The following is a 14,039-nucleotide window of genomic DNA, read 5'->3' as shown; positions in this document are numbered from 1 at the left end:
TGCCCGCAGGAACGTACCTTCCTCTCTCCGACCAGATGCCGCTCAATCCATCTAATTTCATCCAATAAATGAAACGATTATGAATAAACTCCTTTTATTTTCAGTATTCAACATTTTAACACTTACTGTTATGGCACAAGAAAAGATAGTACAGACAGCAGGGCGCAACCAATTAGGAGAGTTTGCCCCAAAATTCGCGGAACTCAACGATGATGTCCTCTTCGGCGAGGTATGGAGCCGCACCGACAAACTCGGCCTGCGTGACCGCAGTTTAGTAACAATTACATCACTCATCAGTCAAGGCATCACAGACAGTTCATTGACATTCCATCTCCAGTCGGCGAAAAACAACGGTATCACCCGAACGGAGATTGCTGAAATTATCACGCACATAGGCTTTTATGCGGGATGGCCCAAAGCATGGGCTGCTTTCCGATTAGCAAAAGAGGTGTGGGCCGAAGATACGACGGGCAACGATGCGAAAGCGGCATTCCAGCACGAAATGATTTTTCCTATCGGCGAACCGAACACAGCATACGCACAGTATTTCATCGGTAACAGCTACCTCGCACCGATTTCACAAGAACAGGTAAACATCTCCAACGTCACGTTCGAACCACGTTGCCGCAACAATTGGCATATTCACAAGGCATCAAAAGGCGGTGGTCAGATGCTTATCGGCGTAGCCGGTCGTGGTTGGTATCAAGAAGAGGGTAAACCGGCAGTAGAGATTCTTCCCGGAACGGTCATTCATATACCTGCGGGTGTGAAACACTGGCACGGAGCAGCTGCTGACAGCTGGTTCGCCCATCTGGCATTCGAAGTTCCCGGCGAGAATACATCCAATGAATGGCTCGAACCTGTGACCGACGAACAGTACGACAAGCTTAAATAAATTCGGCAGGATATGAAAACCAACCGACTGCCCATCCAATAGTAGTTTTCGTGTTGAATACCTGCATAAGACAGGACAACACGATTACTTAAAGGATATAATGCATTAAAAGATCCAAGTGCAGAGCCCCGTTTGTCATTACTTGCCCGATATAATGGAAAACCAGTCGGACATATACTGTTTACAAAGGCAGAGATTGAGGGAGCGACAATTCAGCCACTCATCCATATCCTTGCTCCACTGGCTGTAATACCCGATTTTCAGAAACAGGGAATTGGAGGGTTACTAATCCGCAAAGGGATACAAATGCTGAAAGAAAAAGGTACCAAACTTGTCTTTGTATTGGGACACAAGGAATATTATCCCCGACATGGTTTCATACAAAACGCCCAAGGTATGGGTTATACCACACCGTACCCGAACCCGACACCCGCAGAATATGCCGAATATTGGATGATGCAAGCACTGACAGATGAAGAGTTGGTAAAAGGCAGAATTAAATGTGCAGATGCATTATTCAAACCGGAACACTGGCGAGAATAAAAATTTCATCACTTACAGCTCCGTTACAATATATCCGATTAGAAGAGATGTAACGGGGCTGTACATATATTGGCATTTTATATGTAAAACGAACACCTTCTACAACCTTTCTTTCTCTTTTTTAGAGAGAGACAGAAATACAATATCATATGACCGTTTTACGAGTTCTTTTATTTTATTATCCGGTACATCCTGATTGAAATAAACACTAATCCAATATTTCTTATTCATATGCCAACCGGGAGTTATCCCGGAATATTGGGCTTGCAATTCTACCGATTCATTGGGATCACACTTGATACAACAAAAATCGAATACCTCGATATTTACAAAACAAAACCATTTATCTCCCACATAAAAGCAAAGAACATCCCGGCTATATTTATCTGCTACATTGGGAAACGGCATTTTTTCATAAACGCCTTTCAATGAAAGGCAATAGTCTCTAAACTCTTCAACATTCATAAGTCCGGTATATTTATATCATGTATCTTTCGTAACTCCTCCCACTCTTACGTAACAAGGATTATAAAAGTACGTATTTAAGTATCTATTAAAATACTAATTAACAGCATGTTAAGTACGTACTTTTATAGTTATAAAGTACGTACTTTTAAAACTGAGACTTTCTATTGTTAAAAAATCGTTTTTTAATAACGATAGCTCTCTTATTACTATATACTCAGTATCCCGTTACAATATATCTGATGATGGGTTAGAATATATGTAACGGGATACTAAGTATATTGGCATTTTATTTACAAAGCCAACCGGTAAATCTCTTTACTATCTTCTTTCGTCAGCTTCACATAATTGCCTACCAGTTCTCCTTTGTTCCGATGCAGACTATCTGCCAAACGGTCGATATCGGGATTCTCAATACCCAACTCACTAAAAGTAACAGGCAATCCGATGGATTTGAAAAAAGATTTCAACCGGACAATACCTTCTAAAGCAACCGCTTTCTTATCATCCGTTTCGGAAACATTCCATACACGAACGGCATACTGTGCTATCTTATCTACATTATGTTCAGTCATCCAGGTCATCCAGGCAGGAAAAACGACAGAAAGTCCCGCACCATGCGTCACATTATAAATGGCACTGATTTCATGTTCAAGAAAATGAGATGCCCAGTCTTCTTCACAACCTACCCCACACGTGCCATTGTGTGCTATATTCCCACACCACATCAGATTGGCACGGGCACCGTAATTCTCCGGTTCTTTCATAACGATAGCTGCTTCTTTTATAATGGTAAGAAGCGTCCCCTCACAAAGACGATCACCAATTTCCACCTCTTTTGTATTGGTGAAATAGCGCTCCATAATATGGGCCATCATATCAGCAATACCACAAGCTGTCTGGAAAGGAGGAAGTGTATAAGTAAGTTCAGGATTCATCACAGCAAAAACAGGGCGTAATAATTCCGGTACGCGGAGACTGAGTTTCTGCAAACCATCTGTTTTTGTAATTACCGTATTGCCGGAGCCTTCACTTCCCGCAGCAGGGATGGTTAGAACAACCGCCACTCTCAACGCCTCTGTCACCTTAGCTTTACCAATATAGAAATCCCAAAAATCACCTTTATAAGGCACACCTGCTGCGATGGCTTTGGCAGTGTCTATCACCGAACCACCACCTACTGCGAGTAACAAGTCTGCCCTCTCGCTCCGGCAAAGCTCAATGCCTTCGTATACTTTGATATCGACAGGATTAGGTTGTACACCACCCAGCATACAATATTCAATCCCAACCTCTTTGAGTGAAGACTCTATGCGCGATAACAATCCACTACGTATCACTGAGCCACCACCATAAACAATCATTACTTTCTTAGCACCCTGCTTTTTCACTAAAGCACCGGTTTGTGCCTCTGTGTCTCTGCCGAATACAAATTCGGTAGGACTGTAAAAGATGAAATTATTCATTGTATTTTATTTTTTAGAATTTCCTATTTTCATCAGCACAAGGCCGATTACAATCCACACAAGTTCCCGTACTCGGGTTATCAAAGCGGTATAAACGCCATATCCTCCCGAAAGAGAAAGTCCGCCAACCGCCAGTGCAAACCCTCCTTCACGCCCTCCAAGCTGCATAGGCAGGAAAAACAGTAAATTAGCAAGTAAAGAAGAGAAAGCCATAATAAGAATACAGCTCATAAAACTAACATTTGTGGTGAGTACATTCAAAATAAGCCATACTTCAAGACAACCAACGATACGGGCTGTATATTCCAAAAATAATGCACTATAAAAAGTGCTTTTCCGTTGTTGATGTAACAGAGCTATCTGGCCATCAATATTTTCCAACTTATCCTGATGTGCTTCGGCAAAGCGAATGGCTTTATCTTTCAAAAAAGGGATATGACTACCGAAACGAACACATGTCACTGCCATCCCGTGCCGGTACCCCTTCACAAAAAGAGAAACAAGCAACACACAAAATAAGGTGATCAGAGTAAGCACAATTCCCATTCCCCAACCCACCGGATAAAATAAAGCATAAATAAGGACAGCACTGAGCCAGAAGCAGAAATGAGAAAAGATATGCATCATTACATACAGAATCACGGAAGAGGTAGCACGCTCTACACCAATATAAGGAGTCAGTTCCATAATACGATAAGGCTCACCACCCATCAATCCCACAGGAGTAACATAATTAAGAGCAAAGCCGGAAACCGTAAACTTATACAAACGGGTGAAAGTAAGCCCTCCCCGCTCACCACCACTACGTATGATGATATACCATGACAGGGTATTGATAAGGTATATAAACAACCAGAGCAGCAAAACGAGCGGCAGATAATAACCGGCACGTTTTAAGCTGCTCCACAGTTCTTCATAAGACATATCAAAAGTGAAAAGCATAATAACAACAGCGATAATGCCGAAACCAAGAAATATATTACGATATTTATTTTTCATTTGAGTTTCAGTGACTATGTGCCGGTAACTTATCCACTACAGATTACATCTTTTTTATTTGATATAGTTATAATATCGTTCAAAGAAGCGTTTGAACCCTCTTGTCTTCATGAGTCCTTTTTCAAAAACCAGGATACCAAGCAAAGCACAAAAGATTCCCAGTAATACATCAATAATATAATGATGCGACGAATAGACAGCCGTACACCAGATACCTACCAGAATAATGGCAAAAAGAGCAATCAGCATTTTACTGGATTTCCGCACGATAGCATAATAGAGCGGAATCACCATATAAGCAGCATGCAAAGAAGGTACGGCAGCAAATACATTGGCATTGCGCCCGTAGATAGACTGGAAAACAGACAAGCCGGTCAGTTCATCAAAACGACCCAGTCCCGCCACATTGCCCGGAGTATTCAGAATCGCTTCCATCCCATAGTTAATAGCATACCAGGGTGGAGCAGCCGGATGAATATAATAACCGGCAAAGCCTATCAGATTGACAAATAGAAACACCATAGCGAAACGCAGATACAGACTTCTCTCCTTTTTCAGATAGAGATAAATGCCAAATGCAATAGGTACAGGCACCCAGCACAGGTAAAAGATACCTGCCATGAAATCTGCAAATTTCCAGTTGTGCAATGTGAAGTATTCGCAGGGAATGAGAAGATTCCCATTATCATTGATACCAAACCAGGATTTCTCCAGATTATAGATTCCTGCCACATCAATAGGATTTACTTCGTAATTAGGGAATACGCGCATCCAGTCATACGAAATACCAAAAATGAAGAAAGGTAACAGGGCTACTGCCAACTTGCGGGTGGGTATACCGGCAAAGAACAGAGCCAGAAAGATAAACGCCATCAGCAAATGCTCCGGACGCAGTCCGAGGCATACAGCCGTAAGTAATAAAAAAAGAATGGTTATACCTACAACGGTCAGCGTTTCTTTCCGCGAAGGCATCTTAAAAGTATATCTCATAATCAGAGTTTACATATCTTTCATCACCTTACGGCAATGGTTCAAACGGGCAAATGCCGTAATATTGGCAAACACAGCTACCAATGCTACGGGAATCATTAATATCAGAATCGGATCAAATGAAGTGACATCATCGAAAACGCCACAGAAAATAGCTCCCAGACTAATCAGCACGACACGTTCCGGACGCTGCATAAGGCCAACCTTACAATCAATCCCCAGTCCTTCGGCACGGGCACGCACATAACTCACCATCAATGAGCCAATCAAAGCAATGAAAGCAATAATCGATCCCCACATATACCCTTTGAGTATCAGATAATAAAAGATACCAAACAGAGTGATCAATTCACTGTAACGGTCGAGTACCGAGTCATAGAGTGCACCGAAAGTGGAACTCATATTTCCCAAGCGGGCCACACGCCCATCCATCATGTCGAATAGCCCGGCAAACAATATAATACCGCCTCCCCAGCCTACATAAGAAAGGTCTCCCCGCTCTCCGTTGATACCGCCATAAATCAATACGCCTGCTGCTACAATATTCAAAACCAGCCCGGTAGTAGTAATAAAGTTGGGCGTGATACCTATTTTAATCATCCCTCTGACAACGGGATTGATTATTTTATAAATTACCTGTTGTAACCAGTCTCTGTAATTCATTTCTATTCTTTTGTTATTTTTTTATAGTTTGTTTTCTCTCTTAAAAAAATTCTTTATATTCACATTCCGATATACAAACACACGTTGCAGGTAGTAATTCCAAAACAGTGCAACTAATATGGAAACCACTATTTTCGGAACAATAAAAAGGTCTTTGGAGTAAAGACTTAATGTATCTCTGACCCATGAAATCCCTGCTATCCATTCCGTAAGATAATACGTCCCGTATGTATTCAAAAAAACACTACCTGCCCACACCAATGTATACTTTATAATCACATGTGATTTCTTGCATTCGTGACACTTGAAAGTCCATTCGTAGTTAACGAAGCAATTGAACATACCTCCGCAAACCGAACCAATGCAAGTGGCATATACATAATACATTCCGAAAAATTGTGCCAACGCAATCGTTATCACAAAATCCGTAACCGTGGCCAATTGTGCCGAAAGCTGGGCTCTCAGAAACATGAAAATCCCCCCTTTCTCCGAGAATGCTGTTATCAGTTGTTTCATCCAATCAGCCATCTGATACCTGCTAACAGAATAAAACTATAAATACCTGCCAGGATATCATCCATCATGACTCCTACTCCTCCTTTCAGACTCTCCATCTTACGAATGCCCAATGGCTTGAAAATATCAAAAAGGCGAAACAATGCAAAAGCCGCTACCGGATACCAGAAATTACCTTCGGGTGCTGCCAGCAGTGCAATCCATACGCCTACCATTTCATCCACAACCACCCGCGAAGGATCTTCACCCCAGAATGGTTCCAGTTTATTAGACGACCAGATACCACCGATAGTAAAAAGGATAATCAGTGCAACAGTCAATAGCCACACAAAATTGAATGGAAAGAAATACAGTAGAATACACCACATCACAGTAGCCAGTAAAGCTCCTGCCGTACCTGGAGCAAAAGGAGAAAATCCTGCTCCAAAACCAGTAGCAATCATTATATGAAAAAGGGAAACTTTTTTCATCACTCAGATAAAATATATGCAAAGTTATAAAAATAATAAAACTTTCCCCTTTTTTATAAGAGGAAAGTTTTATGGATGTACCCACAGAGTCAGATCATCTCTTTCTCTTTAGTAACTAATATGTTTTTATCAATCCAGATAACTTGGTGATTTCTGACCAACCATATCACGCAATGTCTGCTTAACCATTCTCCATTGAGTAAACAGATCGTGTACAGGCTGGCTTTCCAGATCATGCATCGGGCTCTTGCAGAAGAATGACAACCAGGTCTGAATGCCAGACATTCCGGCACGCATAGCCAAGTCACTGAACAATACAAGGTCAAGTGCAATAGGAGCAGCAAGAATAGAGTCGCGACACAGGAAGTTTACTTTAATTTCCATCGGGTAACCCATCCATCCGAAGATATCGATGTTATCCCATGCTTCCTTATTGTCTTTACGGGGTGGGTAGTAATTAATACGTACTTTATGATATACATCACCGTACAGGTCAGGATATTTTTCCGGTTCGAAGATATTGTCGATTACAGACAGCTTACTTACTTCTTTTGTTTTAAAGTTATCGGGATCATCGAGCACTTCTCCATCACGGTTACCCAGAATGTTAGTAGAGAACCATCCGCTCACACCCAACATACGGGTTTTGAACATCGGAGCCAAAACAGTTTTCATCAAAGTCTGTCCACTCTTGAAATCCTTACCGGCGATAGGCACATTCATCTTTTTAGAAAATTCCCACATAGCAGGAGTATCTACGCATAAGTTAGGAGCACCCATAATGAACGGAGCACCTTCTGCAATAGCAGCATAAGCGTAACACATACTTGGAGAAATAACGTTTGTGTTGTTTTCTTTCATTGCTTTTTCCAAAGCGGCAAGTGACATGTGCTCGTCTGACAGAGGAATATAAATCTCTGTACTTGCAGCCCATAACACAGCAATACGTTCGCAATTGTTAGCAGCTTTGAAGTCACGGATATCCTTACGCAATTGTTCTACCATTTCCCAACGGGTAGCAGCTTGTTTAACATGAGTACCGTTCAAACGTTTTGCCCAATTATGATCAAAAGCAGCAGGCATTGGCTTGATAGTCTCCAATTCATCTTTCACTCCATTCAAGTCCTTTTCTTTCAAAACCTCAGCATACATAGCAGCTTCATAAGCATTGTCGGGGAAAATATCCCAGCCACCAAATACAATGTCGTTCAAATTTGCTAAAGGCACTATGTCTTTAATAAGTTTTTCCTCGTTGTTTTCCATACGCATTGTTGCCATTTCTGCGATAGAACCTATTGGTTTTGCCAATCCCTTGCGAGAAGCCAGTGTTCCTGTAATCATAGTGGTAGCAACTGCGCCACCAACACCTACCACCAACACGCCGAGACGGCCTGATGCCGGTTTAATTTCTTGTTCCATTTCTGTTGTTTTAGATAAATTAAAATTGCCTACAAAGTTAGGCTCAACTCCATACTCAAAGAAGTTCTAATAGTCGGATTAATTGTTCCATTTGATGTATTATCCTATTTACAAGCTCATATAGAGAACAATACGCAGATCTGATTCATCTATGACGAATAAATTTAAAATATATCTGATAACGAAATATGATATATTACAAAACTTAAAAATAAGATTGGCATAGAATTTTATCAGCTTTTTTTCTTACAATTCAAAAGAGAATGTCTATACTCTACCAATGTTTTTTGTCAAAGCTTATAACTTTTCATCTTGTTGCTCGTAGAAAAACACCCTTTTGCTCGTAGAGAATCGGATCGATCTTCGTAGAGAATCGAGCCGTTCCTCTACCAGCAAAAACGCTCATCTGTAACACGCTGACAATTAACAGATTAGAAAACGTCAAATTTGTTACTTTTTTTATAAAAAAATATATCGTATTTTCTTATTACCAAGTAAGGACTGCTAATCCAAAATAATTACATTTACAACAAGCGAAAGAGAAATAATTTCAGATGATACAACAACATATACTCTTGTTAAATTGAAAATGATGACAGAAAGTTTAACATGCCAAAATAGGTTTTTAACAAAACACTTTCCATTGAATGCTGTTGTATTAAACAATAAACGAACAAAATAGAGATATAAACCTAAACAACTTAATTATGGAATGGATTATAAATCAACTAAGAGAGCACCCCGAACTAGCTATCTTCCTGACACTTTTCGCGGGCTTCTGGATAGGTCGGCTAAAAATAGGCAAATTCTCCCTTGGAACAGTGACAAGTGTACTGCTGGTGGGTGTGCTGGTTGGACAATTGAACATCACGGTAGACGGTCCGATGAAAGCTGTGTTCTTTCTGCTCTTTCTTTTTGCTGTAGGCTATAAAGTAGGACCACAATTTTTTCGCGGATTGAAGAAAGACGGTCTACCGCAAGTGGGATTTGCCGTATTAATGTGTATTGTCAGCCTTGTATCTGCCTGGGCACTCGCCAAAATAATGGGTTATCACGTAGGTGAAGCTGCCGGATTACTCGCCGGTTCACAAACTATCTCTGCTGTTATCGGTGTGGCTGAAGATACTATCAACGGGCTGAGCATCAGCGATGCACAAAAAGCAACTTTCATTAATGCTATTCCTGTAGCCTATGCCGTAACTTACATTTTCGGTACCGCTGGCTCTGCCTGGATTCTGGCTTCACTTGGACCGAAATTTCTTGGCGGATTGGAAAAGGTAAAAGCTGACTGTAAAGAACTGGAATCTAAAATGGGAAGTTCGGAAGCTGACGAACCGGGCTTCGCTCCTGCTTTGCGTCCCGTCGCATTCCGCGCCTATCAGATAACCAATGAATGGTTCGGAAAAGGAAAACGTGTAACTGACCTTGAAAGCTACTTGTACGAACAAGGAAAACGGCTCTTCGTAGAACGTGTTCGCCAGGAGGGTATTATAAAAGAAGTTACTCCAAATCTCATTCTGAAAGAAAAGGACGAAGTAGTACTCAGCGGTCGCCGAGAATTCGTGATAGGTGAAGAAGACTGGATAGGCCCTGAAGTAATAGACGCGCAACTACTCGACTTTCCAGCCGAGACACTACCGGTAATGATCACACGAAAAACATTTGCCGGAGAAACAATAAGTACCATCCGGGCACAGAAATGTATGCACGGAGTGAGTATTCGCAGTATCAAACGTGCAGGCATCAACGTCCCCGTACTGGCACAGACCGTAGTAGATGCAGGTGACATGCTCGAACTCACCGGAATGAAACGTGAAGTAGAACTTGCTGCCAAACAAATGGGATACGTAGATCGTCCGACCAATCAAACGGATATGATATTCGTTGGTCTGGGCATTCTCGTCGGAGGTTTAGTAGGTGCATTAACCATCCATTTGGGAGGTATCCCAATAAGTCTCTCTACCAGTGGAGGGGCACTTATTGCAGGATTATTCTTCGGATGGCTTCGCAGCAAGCACCCTACTTTCGGAGGCATACCCGAGCCCTCTCTATGGGTATTGAATAATGTAGGTCTGAATATGTTTATTGCCGTTGTGGGTATCGCTGCCGGACCAAGTTTTGTCACCGGATTCAAAGAAGTAGGTGCCAGCCTGTTTATCGTCGGTGCACTGGCTACGGCTATTCCACTTATCAGTGGATTATTGATGGGAAGATATCTGTTTAAATTCCATCCCGCATTAACATTAGGATGTACCGCCGGAGCAAGAACTACCACAGCAGCACTAGGAGCTGTACAAGATGCGGTTGAAAGTGAAACACCCGCACTGGGATATACTGTAACCTATGCTGTAGGTAATACACTACTTATTATTTGGGGGGTATTTATTGTATTAATGATGTAATAATGTGCTAATGTGCCAATATGCCAATGTGCCAATTGGCTGCGCTATCGCCCGCACGGTAATTGGCACATTGGCATATTAGCACATTATTAATTGGCACATTATTCATTGGCATATTATCTAAATTATTTAATTATGGAAAAGAAATCAAATGGCACAGCCATAACCAAAAGTTTTGCAAAAAAGATGGAGGGCATCAGTCCCTTTGAATTAAAAAACCGCCTGATCGACATGGCGGACGAGAGCGTAAAGAGAATGGCCCACACAATGCTAAACGCCGGACGTGGTAACCCGAACTGGATTGCTACAGAACCTCGCGAAGCATTCTTCCTATTAGGAAAATTCGGGCTCAGTGAATGTACCCGTGTTTCCTCTCTTCCCGAAGGAATAGCCGGCATCCCCCAAAAAGAAGGAATTGCCGCACGTTTTGAAGCCTTTCTGAAAGACAATATCAAAGAACCGGGCTCCAGATTATTAAAAGACAGTTATAACTATCTCCTCATGGAGCATGCCGCAGACCCGGATACACTTGTTCACGAATGGGCAGAAGCCGTCATCGGTGATCAATACCCTGTCCCCGACCGTATCCTACATTTCACCGAACTCCTTGTACAAGATTACCTGGCACAGGAATTATGTGACCGTCGCCCTCCGAAAGGAACTTTTGATCTTTTTGCTACCGAAGGCGGAACAGCGGGTATGTGTTACCTTTTTGACTCTCTGCAAGAGAACTTTTTGCTGAATCAGGGAGATAACATTGCCCTCCTGGTTCCGGTATTCACACCTTATTTAGAAATCCCGGAACTACGCCGATACCAATTCAATGTCACCGAAATCTCAGCCGATAAGATGACGGAAGACGGATTGCATACCTGGCAATATAAAGATGAAGACATTGACAAACTGAAAGATCCGAAAATAAAAGCACTCTTTATTACCAATCCGAGCAATCCCCCCAGCTACTCACTGAGTCCGGAGACAGCTGCACGTATTGTCAATATAGTAAAGAATGACAATCCGAATCTAATGATCATCACCGATGATGTATACGGAACGTTCATCCCTCATTTCCGTTCACTTATGGCGGAGTTGCCACACAATACCCTATGTGTATACTCCTTCTCAAAATACTTTGGAGCAACCGGATGGCGACTTGCTGTCATAGCCCTGCATGAGGATAATATCTATGATAAAATGATAGCCCGCCTCCCGGAAGAGCAGAAAGCGATATTAAATAAACGTTATTCCAGCCTTGATCTTCATCCGGAGAAGATGAAGTTTATCGACCGTATGGTAGCAGACAGCCGTCAGGTAGCATTGAACCATACCGCCGGACTCTCATTGCCGCAACAGATGCAGATGAGTTTGTTTTCCGCCTTTTCTCTGCTCGATAAAGGTGATTACTATAAAACAAAGATGCAGAATATCATTCGCCGCCGCCTGAATGCATTGTGGGACAATACCGGTTTCTCATTGGTAGAAGATCCTTTACGTGCCGGATATTATTCAGAAATAGATATGCTCGTATGGGCACATAAATTTTACGGAGACGAGTTTGTAGACTATCTGAAAAAGACCTACAACCCTTTGGATATAGTATTCCGCCTGGCTAACGAAACCTCACTCGTTTTACTGAATGGCGGCGGGTTTGCCGGTCCGAAATGGAGTGTCCGCGTTTCTCTTGCCAATCTTAACGAAACCGATTATGTAACAATTGGAAAAGGTATTAAGAGAATACTGGATGAATACTATAAGCAGTGGACAGTGGACAATTGACAGTGGACAATTGACAGTGGATAGTTGACAGTGGATAGTTGACAATTGACAGTTACTATACAGTATTACAGCGCAGCTAACTGTCAATTGTCAATTGTCAACTGTCAATTAAATAACATTCTAAATCTCGTCCACCCGTCCGCATACGTACGGAGTGAGAACGAACATCCGTGACGCATCAGGACTTCACGGATAAATATCAGGCCGATTCCCTGCCCGTTCGGCTTGGTAGAAAAGAAGGGACTGAAGAGTTTAGCTTCAGTCTCTTTTGTTATACCTTTACCATTATCTGCCACCTCAATCCCGCCCGGGGAATAAGTACGTATCTTGATTTCTCCATTCTGCTCAATACTCTCAGCCGCATTCTTTATGATATTCACCAGTACCTGTTCGAATAAAGCAACGTCAAGTTTCACTTCTCCCAATTCCTCATCAATATCCAGTGTTATGGTAATATTACGGTCGGCACACATACCTTCCATAAAACGTTTACAGGAGAATACAAGATCATTGAGATTAACCGGAGCCAAGTGAGGTTCAGGTATTTTTACCACATCTGCAAAACGGGTAATAAAGCGGCTCATAGAGAAACAACGGTCTGTACATACACGCATCACCTCACAGATATCTTCCATCCCTTCCGACTCGGAAAGTGCCTGTTCTACGGTATCCAACGTAGAAGTTATACCTGCTGTTGTATTATTCACTTCATGCGCAATCATACGAATCACTTTCTCATACGCCTTTTTCTCAGCTTTCATCACTTCATCCGTCAGGCTTTCTATCAGGAAGAAAGGATGCTGGAATCCCCGGTCGATGAATGAAGAGTGCGTACATTTATAAATATTCGAATCATTCAAACGGACAGTTACTGTCTCTCCCTTAGCAACACGCCCCAATTCCGCAGCCAACGGAGAATCAATAGCAATCAGTTTTTTCCCCTGAACCTCTTCGGGACGAACACCCAGCATTTTAATAGCCATCGGATTTAATTGAGATATTTCATCATCAAGGGTAGTAATAATCACTCCCATTGGAGAAGCATTAATCATCAGATCGAGGAAATGATTCTGTTCCCGAAGCCGGAGACGCTCATTCTTCAACTGCTCCATCATTCTATTGAAAACATTGACCACGCGATCGGCCTCATACTGCCCAACAAGAGTCAAACGACTGCTGAAATCCTGTTCGCGTAATAGCTCCATACCACTACCAATCGTATCCAACGGTTTTATAATCTTGCGATAAAATAAAATCAAATATACCAACAGAAAAACGATCAGAACTTCCGAAATATATAACAAAGGCTTATACACCCATCCACCAAAGTAGAGTATCACTCCACCAAGAGCAGCCAGAAACAAAGCCAGTATAAAAAAATATCCTTTTAGACGCACGATAAATAGTGATTAGTGATTAACGATGAGTGATTAGT

13 protein-coding genes are annotated in these 14,039 nt (G+C 42.0%); 4 read left to right on the top strand and 9 right to left on the bottom strand.

What is annotated here, in order from left to right; translation table 11 throughout:
* The first annotated feature begins 79 nt into the window (after nt 1-79).
* Together VCM39_RS06870 and VCM39_RS06865 are read left to right on the top strand one after the other, a co-directional pair.
* Nucleotides 80-895: a carboxymuconolactone decarboxylase family protein gene (locus VCM39_RS06870; protein WP_289293451.1), complete on the top strand. Its 816-nt coding sequence runs from the start codon at nt 80-82 to the stop codon at nt 893-895.
* Nucleotides 896-1,027: 132 nt separating this feature from the next.
* Entirely contained in the window at nt 1,028-1,438 is a 411-nt protein-coding gene (locus VCM39_RS06865; protein WP_289293449.1) for a GNAT family N-acetyltransferase, read from the top strand.
* A gap of 99 nt (nt 1,439-1,537) precedes the next feature.
* Here VCM39_RS06865 and VCM39_RS06860 read toward each other — a convergent pair whose 3' ends face one another.
* From VCM39_RS06860 to VCM39_RS06825, 8 genes are all read right to left on the bottom strand, one after another.
* Nucleotides 1,538-1,903, bottom strand: a complete 366-nt coding sequence (locus VCM39_RS06860) for an MmcQ/YjbR family DNA-binding protein (RefSeq protein ID WP_322933809.1) — start codon at nt 1,901-1,903, stop codon at nt 1,538-1,540.
* 293 nt (nt 1,904-2,196) lie between these two features.
* The gene (locus VCM39_RS06855; RefSeq protein ID WP_322933808.1) at nt 2,197-3,369 is read right to left on the bottom strand and encodes an iron-containing alcohol dehydrogenase; all 1,173 of its coding nucleotides are present in this window, start codon (nt 3,367-3,369) and stop codon (nt 2,197-2,199) included.
* Nucleotides 3,370-3,375: 6 nt separating this feature from the next.
* Entirely contained in the window at nt 3,376-4,368 is a 993-nt protein-coding gene (locus VCM39_RS06850; protein ID WP_322933807.1) for a lysylphosphatidylglycerol synthase transmembrane domain-containing protein, read from the bottom strand.
* Between the two features lie 54 nt (nt 4,369-4,422).
* Nucleotides 4,423-5,358, bottom strand: coding sequence for a phosphatase PAP2 family protein (locus VCM39_RS06845; RefSeq protein WP_289293444.1), 936 nt, complete (start codon nt 5,356-5,358; stop codon nt 4,423-4,425).
* 9 nt (nt 5,359-5,367) lie between these two features.
* Nucleotides 5,368-6,021: a CDP-alcohol phosphatidyltransferase family protein gene (locus VCM39_RS06840; protein ID WP_221649488.1), complete on the bottom strand. Its 654-nt coding sequence runs from the start codon at nt 6,019-6,021 to the stop codon at nt 5,368-5,370.
* A gap of 21 nt (nt 6,022-6,042) precedes the next feature.
* Nucleotides 6,043-6,549 carry a GtrA family protein gene (locus VCM39_RS06835; protein ID WP_221649489.1) on the bottom strand — a complete coding sequence of 169 codons (507 nt, stop codon included), beginning with the start codon at nt 6,547-6,549 and terminating at the stop codon, nt 6,043-6,045.
* A complete protein-coding gene (locus VCM39_RS06830) occupies nt 6,534-7,007 on the bottom strand; it encodes a phosphatidylglycerophosphatase A (RefSeq protein ID WP_221649490.1) in 474 nt (157 codons plus the stop codon). Before VCM39_RS06830 ends, VCM39_RS06835 begins: the two co-directional genes overlap by 16 nt.
* A gap of 129 nt (nt 7,008-7,136) precedes the next feature.
* Entirely contained in the window at nt 7,137-8,426 is a 1,290-nt protein-coding gene (locus VCM39_RS06825; protein ID WP_221649491.1) for an inositol-3-phosphate synthase, read from the bottom strand.
* 707 nt (nt 8,427-9,133) lie between these two features.
* On the opposite strand from VCM39_RS06825, the gene aspT reads away from it, so the two are divergent.
* Together aspT and aspD are read left to right on the top strand one after the other, a co-directional pair.
* Nucleotides 9,134-10,828, top strand: coding sequence for an aspartate-alanine antiporter (aspT, locus tag VCM39_RS06820; RefSeq protein WP_221651423.1), 1,695 nt, complete (start codon nt 9,134-9,136; stop codon nt 10,826-10,828).
* A 135-nt stretch (nt 10,829-10,963) separates the two neighbouring features.
* Nucleotides 10,964-12,604, top strand: coding sequence for an aspartate 4-decarboxylase (gene aspD, locus VCM39_RS06815; protein ID WP_221651422.1), 1,641 nt, complete (start codon nt 10,964-10,966; stop codon nt 12,602-12,604).
* 104 nt (nt 12,605-12,708) lie between these two features.
* Here the strand turns inward: aspD and VCM39_RS06810 are convergent, their stop codons facing one another.
* Nucleotides 12,709-14,001 carry a sensor histidine kinase gene (locus tag VCM39_RS06810; RefSeq protein WP_322933805.1) on the bottom strand — a complete coding sequence of 431 codons (1,293 nt, stop codon included), beginning with the start codon at nt 13,999-14,001 and terminating at the stop codon, nt 12,709-12,711.
* Between the last annotated feature and the right edge of the window lie 38 nt (nt 14,002-14,039).

Source organism: Bacteroides mucinivorans (genome assembly GCF_034654355.2).
GTDB lineage: Bacteria > Bacteroidota > Bacteroidia > Bacteroidales > Bacteroidaceae > Bacteroides > Bacteroides nordii.
This window is presented reverse-complemented; position numbering and strand designations above follow the sequence as displayed.

Coding starts and splice junctions, on each gene's coding strand:
- VCM39_RS06835 (WP_221649489.1), bottom strand. CDS start 6,549: ATGGCTGATTGGATGAAACAACTGATAACAGCATTCTCGGAGAAAGGG.
- VCM39_RS06825 (WP_221649491.1), bottom strand. CDS start 8,426: ATGGAACAAGAAATTAAACCGGCATCAGGCCGTCTCGGCGTGTTGGTG.
- VCM39_RS06870 (WP_289293451.1), top strand. CDS start 80: ATGAATAAACTCCTTTTATTTTCAGTATTCAACATTTTAACACTTACT.
- VCM39_RS06850 (WP_322933807.1), bottom strand. CDS start 4,368: ATGAAAAATAAATATCGTAATATATTTCTTGGTTTCGGCATTATCGCT.
- VCM39_RS06860 (WP_322933809.1), bottom strand. CDS start 1,903: ATGAATGTTGAAGAGTTTAGAGACTATTGCCTTTCATTGAAAGGCGTT.
- VCM39_RS06845 (WP_289293444.1), bottom strand. CDS start 5,358: ATGAGATATACTTTTAAGATGCCTTCGCGGAAAGAAACGCTGACCGTT.
- aspD (WP_221651422.1), top strand. CDS start 10,964: ATGGAAAAGAAATCAAATGGCACAGCCATAACCAAAAGTTTTGCAAAA.
- VCM39_RS06855 (WP_322933808.1), bottom strand. CDS start 3,369: ATGAATAATTTCATCTTTTACAGTCCTACCGAATTTGTATTCGGCAGA.
- VCM39_RS06830 (WP_221649490.1), bottom strand. CDS start 7,007: ATGAAAAAAGTTTCCCTTTTTCATATAATGATTGCTACTGGTTTTGGA.
- VCM39_RS06840 (WP_221649488.1), bottom strand. CDS start 6,021: ATGAATTACAGAGACTGGTTACAACAGGTAATTTATAAAATAATCAAT.
- aspT (WP_221651423.1), top strand. CDS start 9,134: ATGGAATGGATTATAAATCAACTAAGAGAGCACCCCGAACTAGCTATC.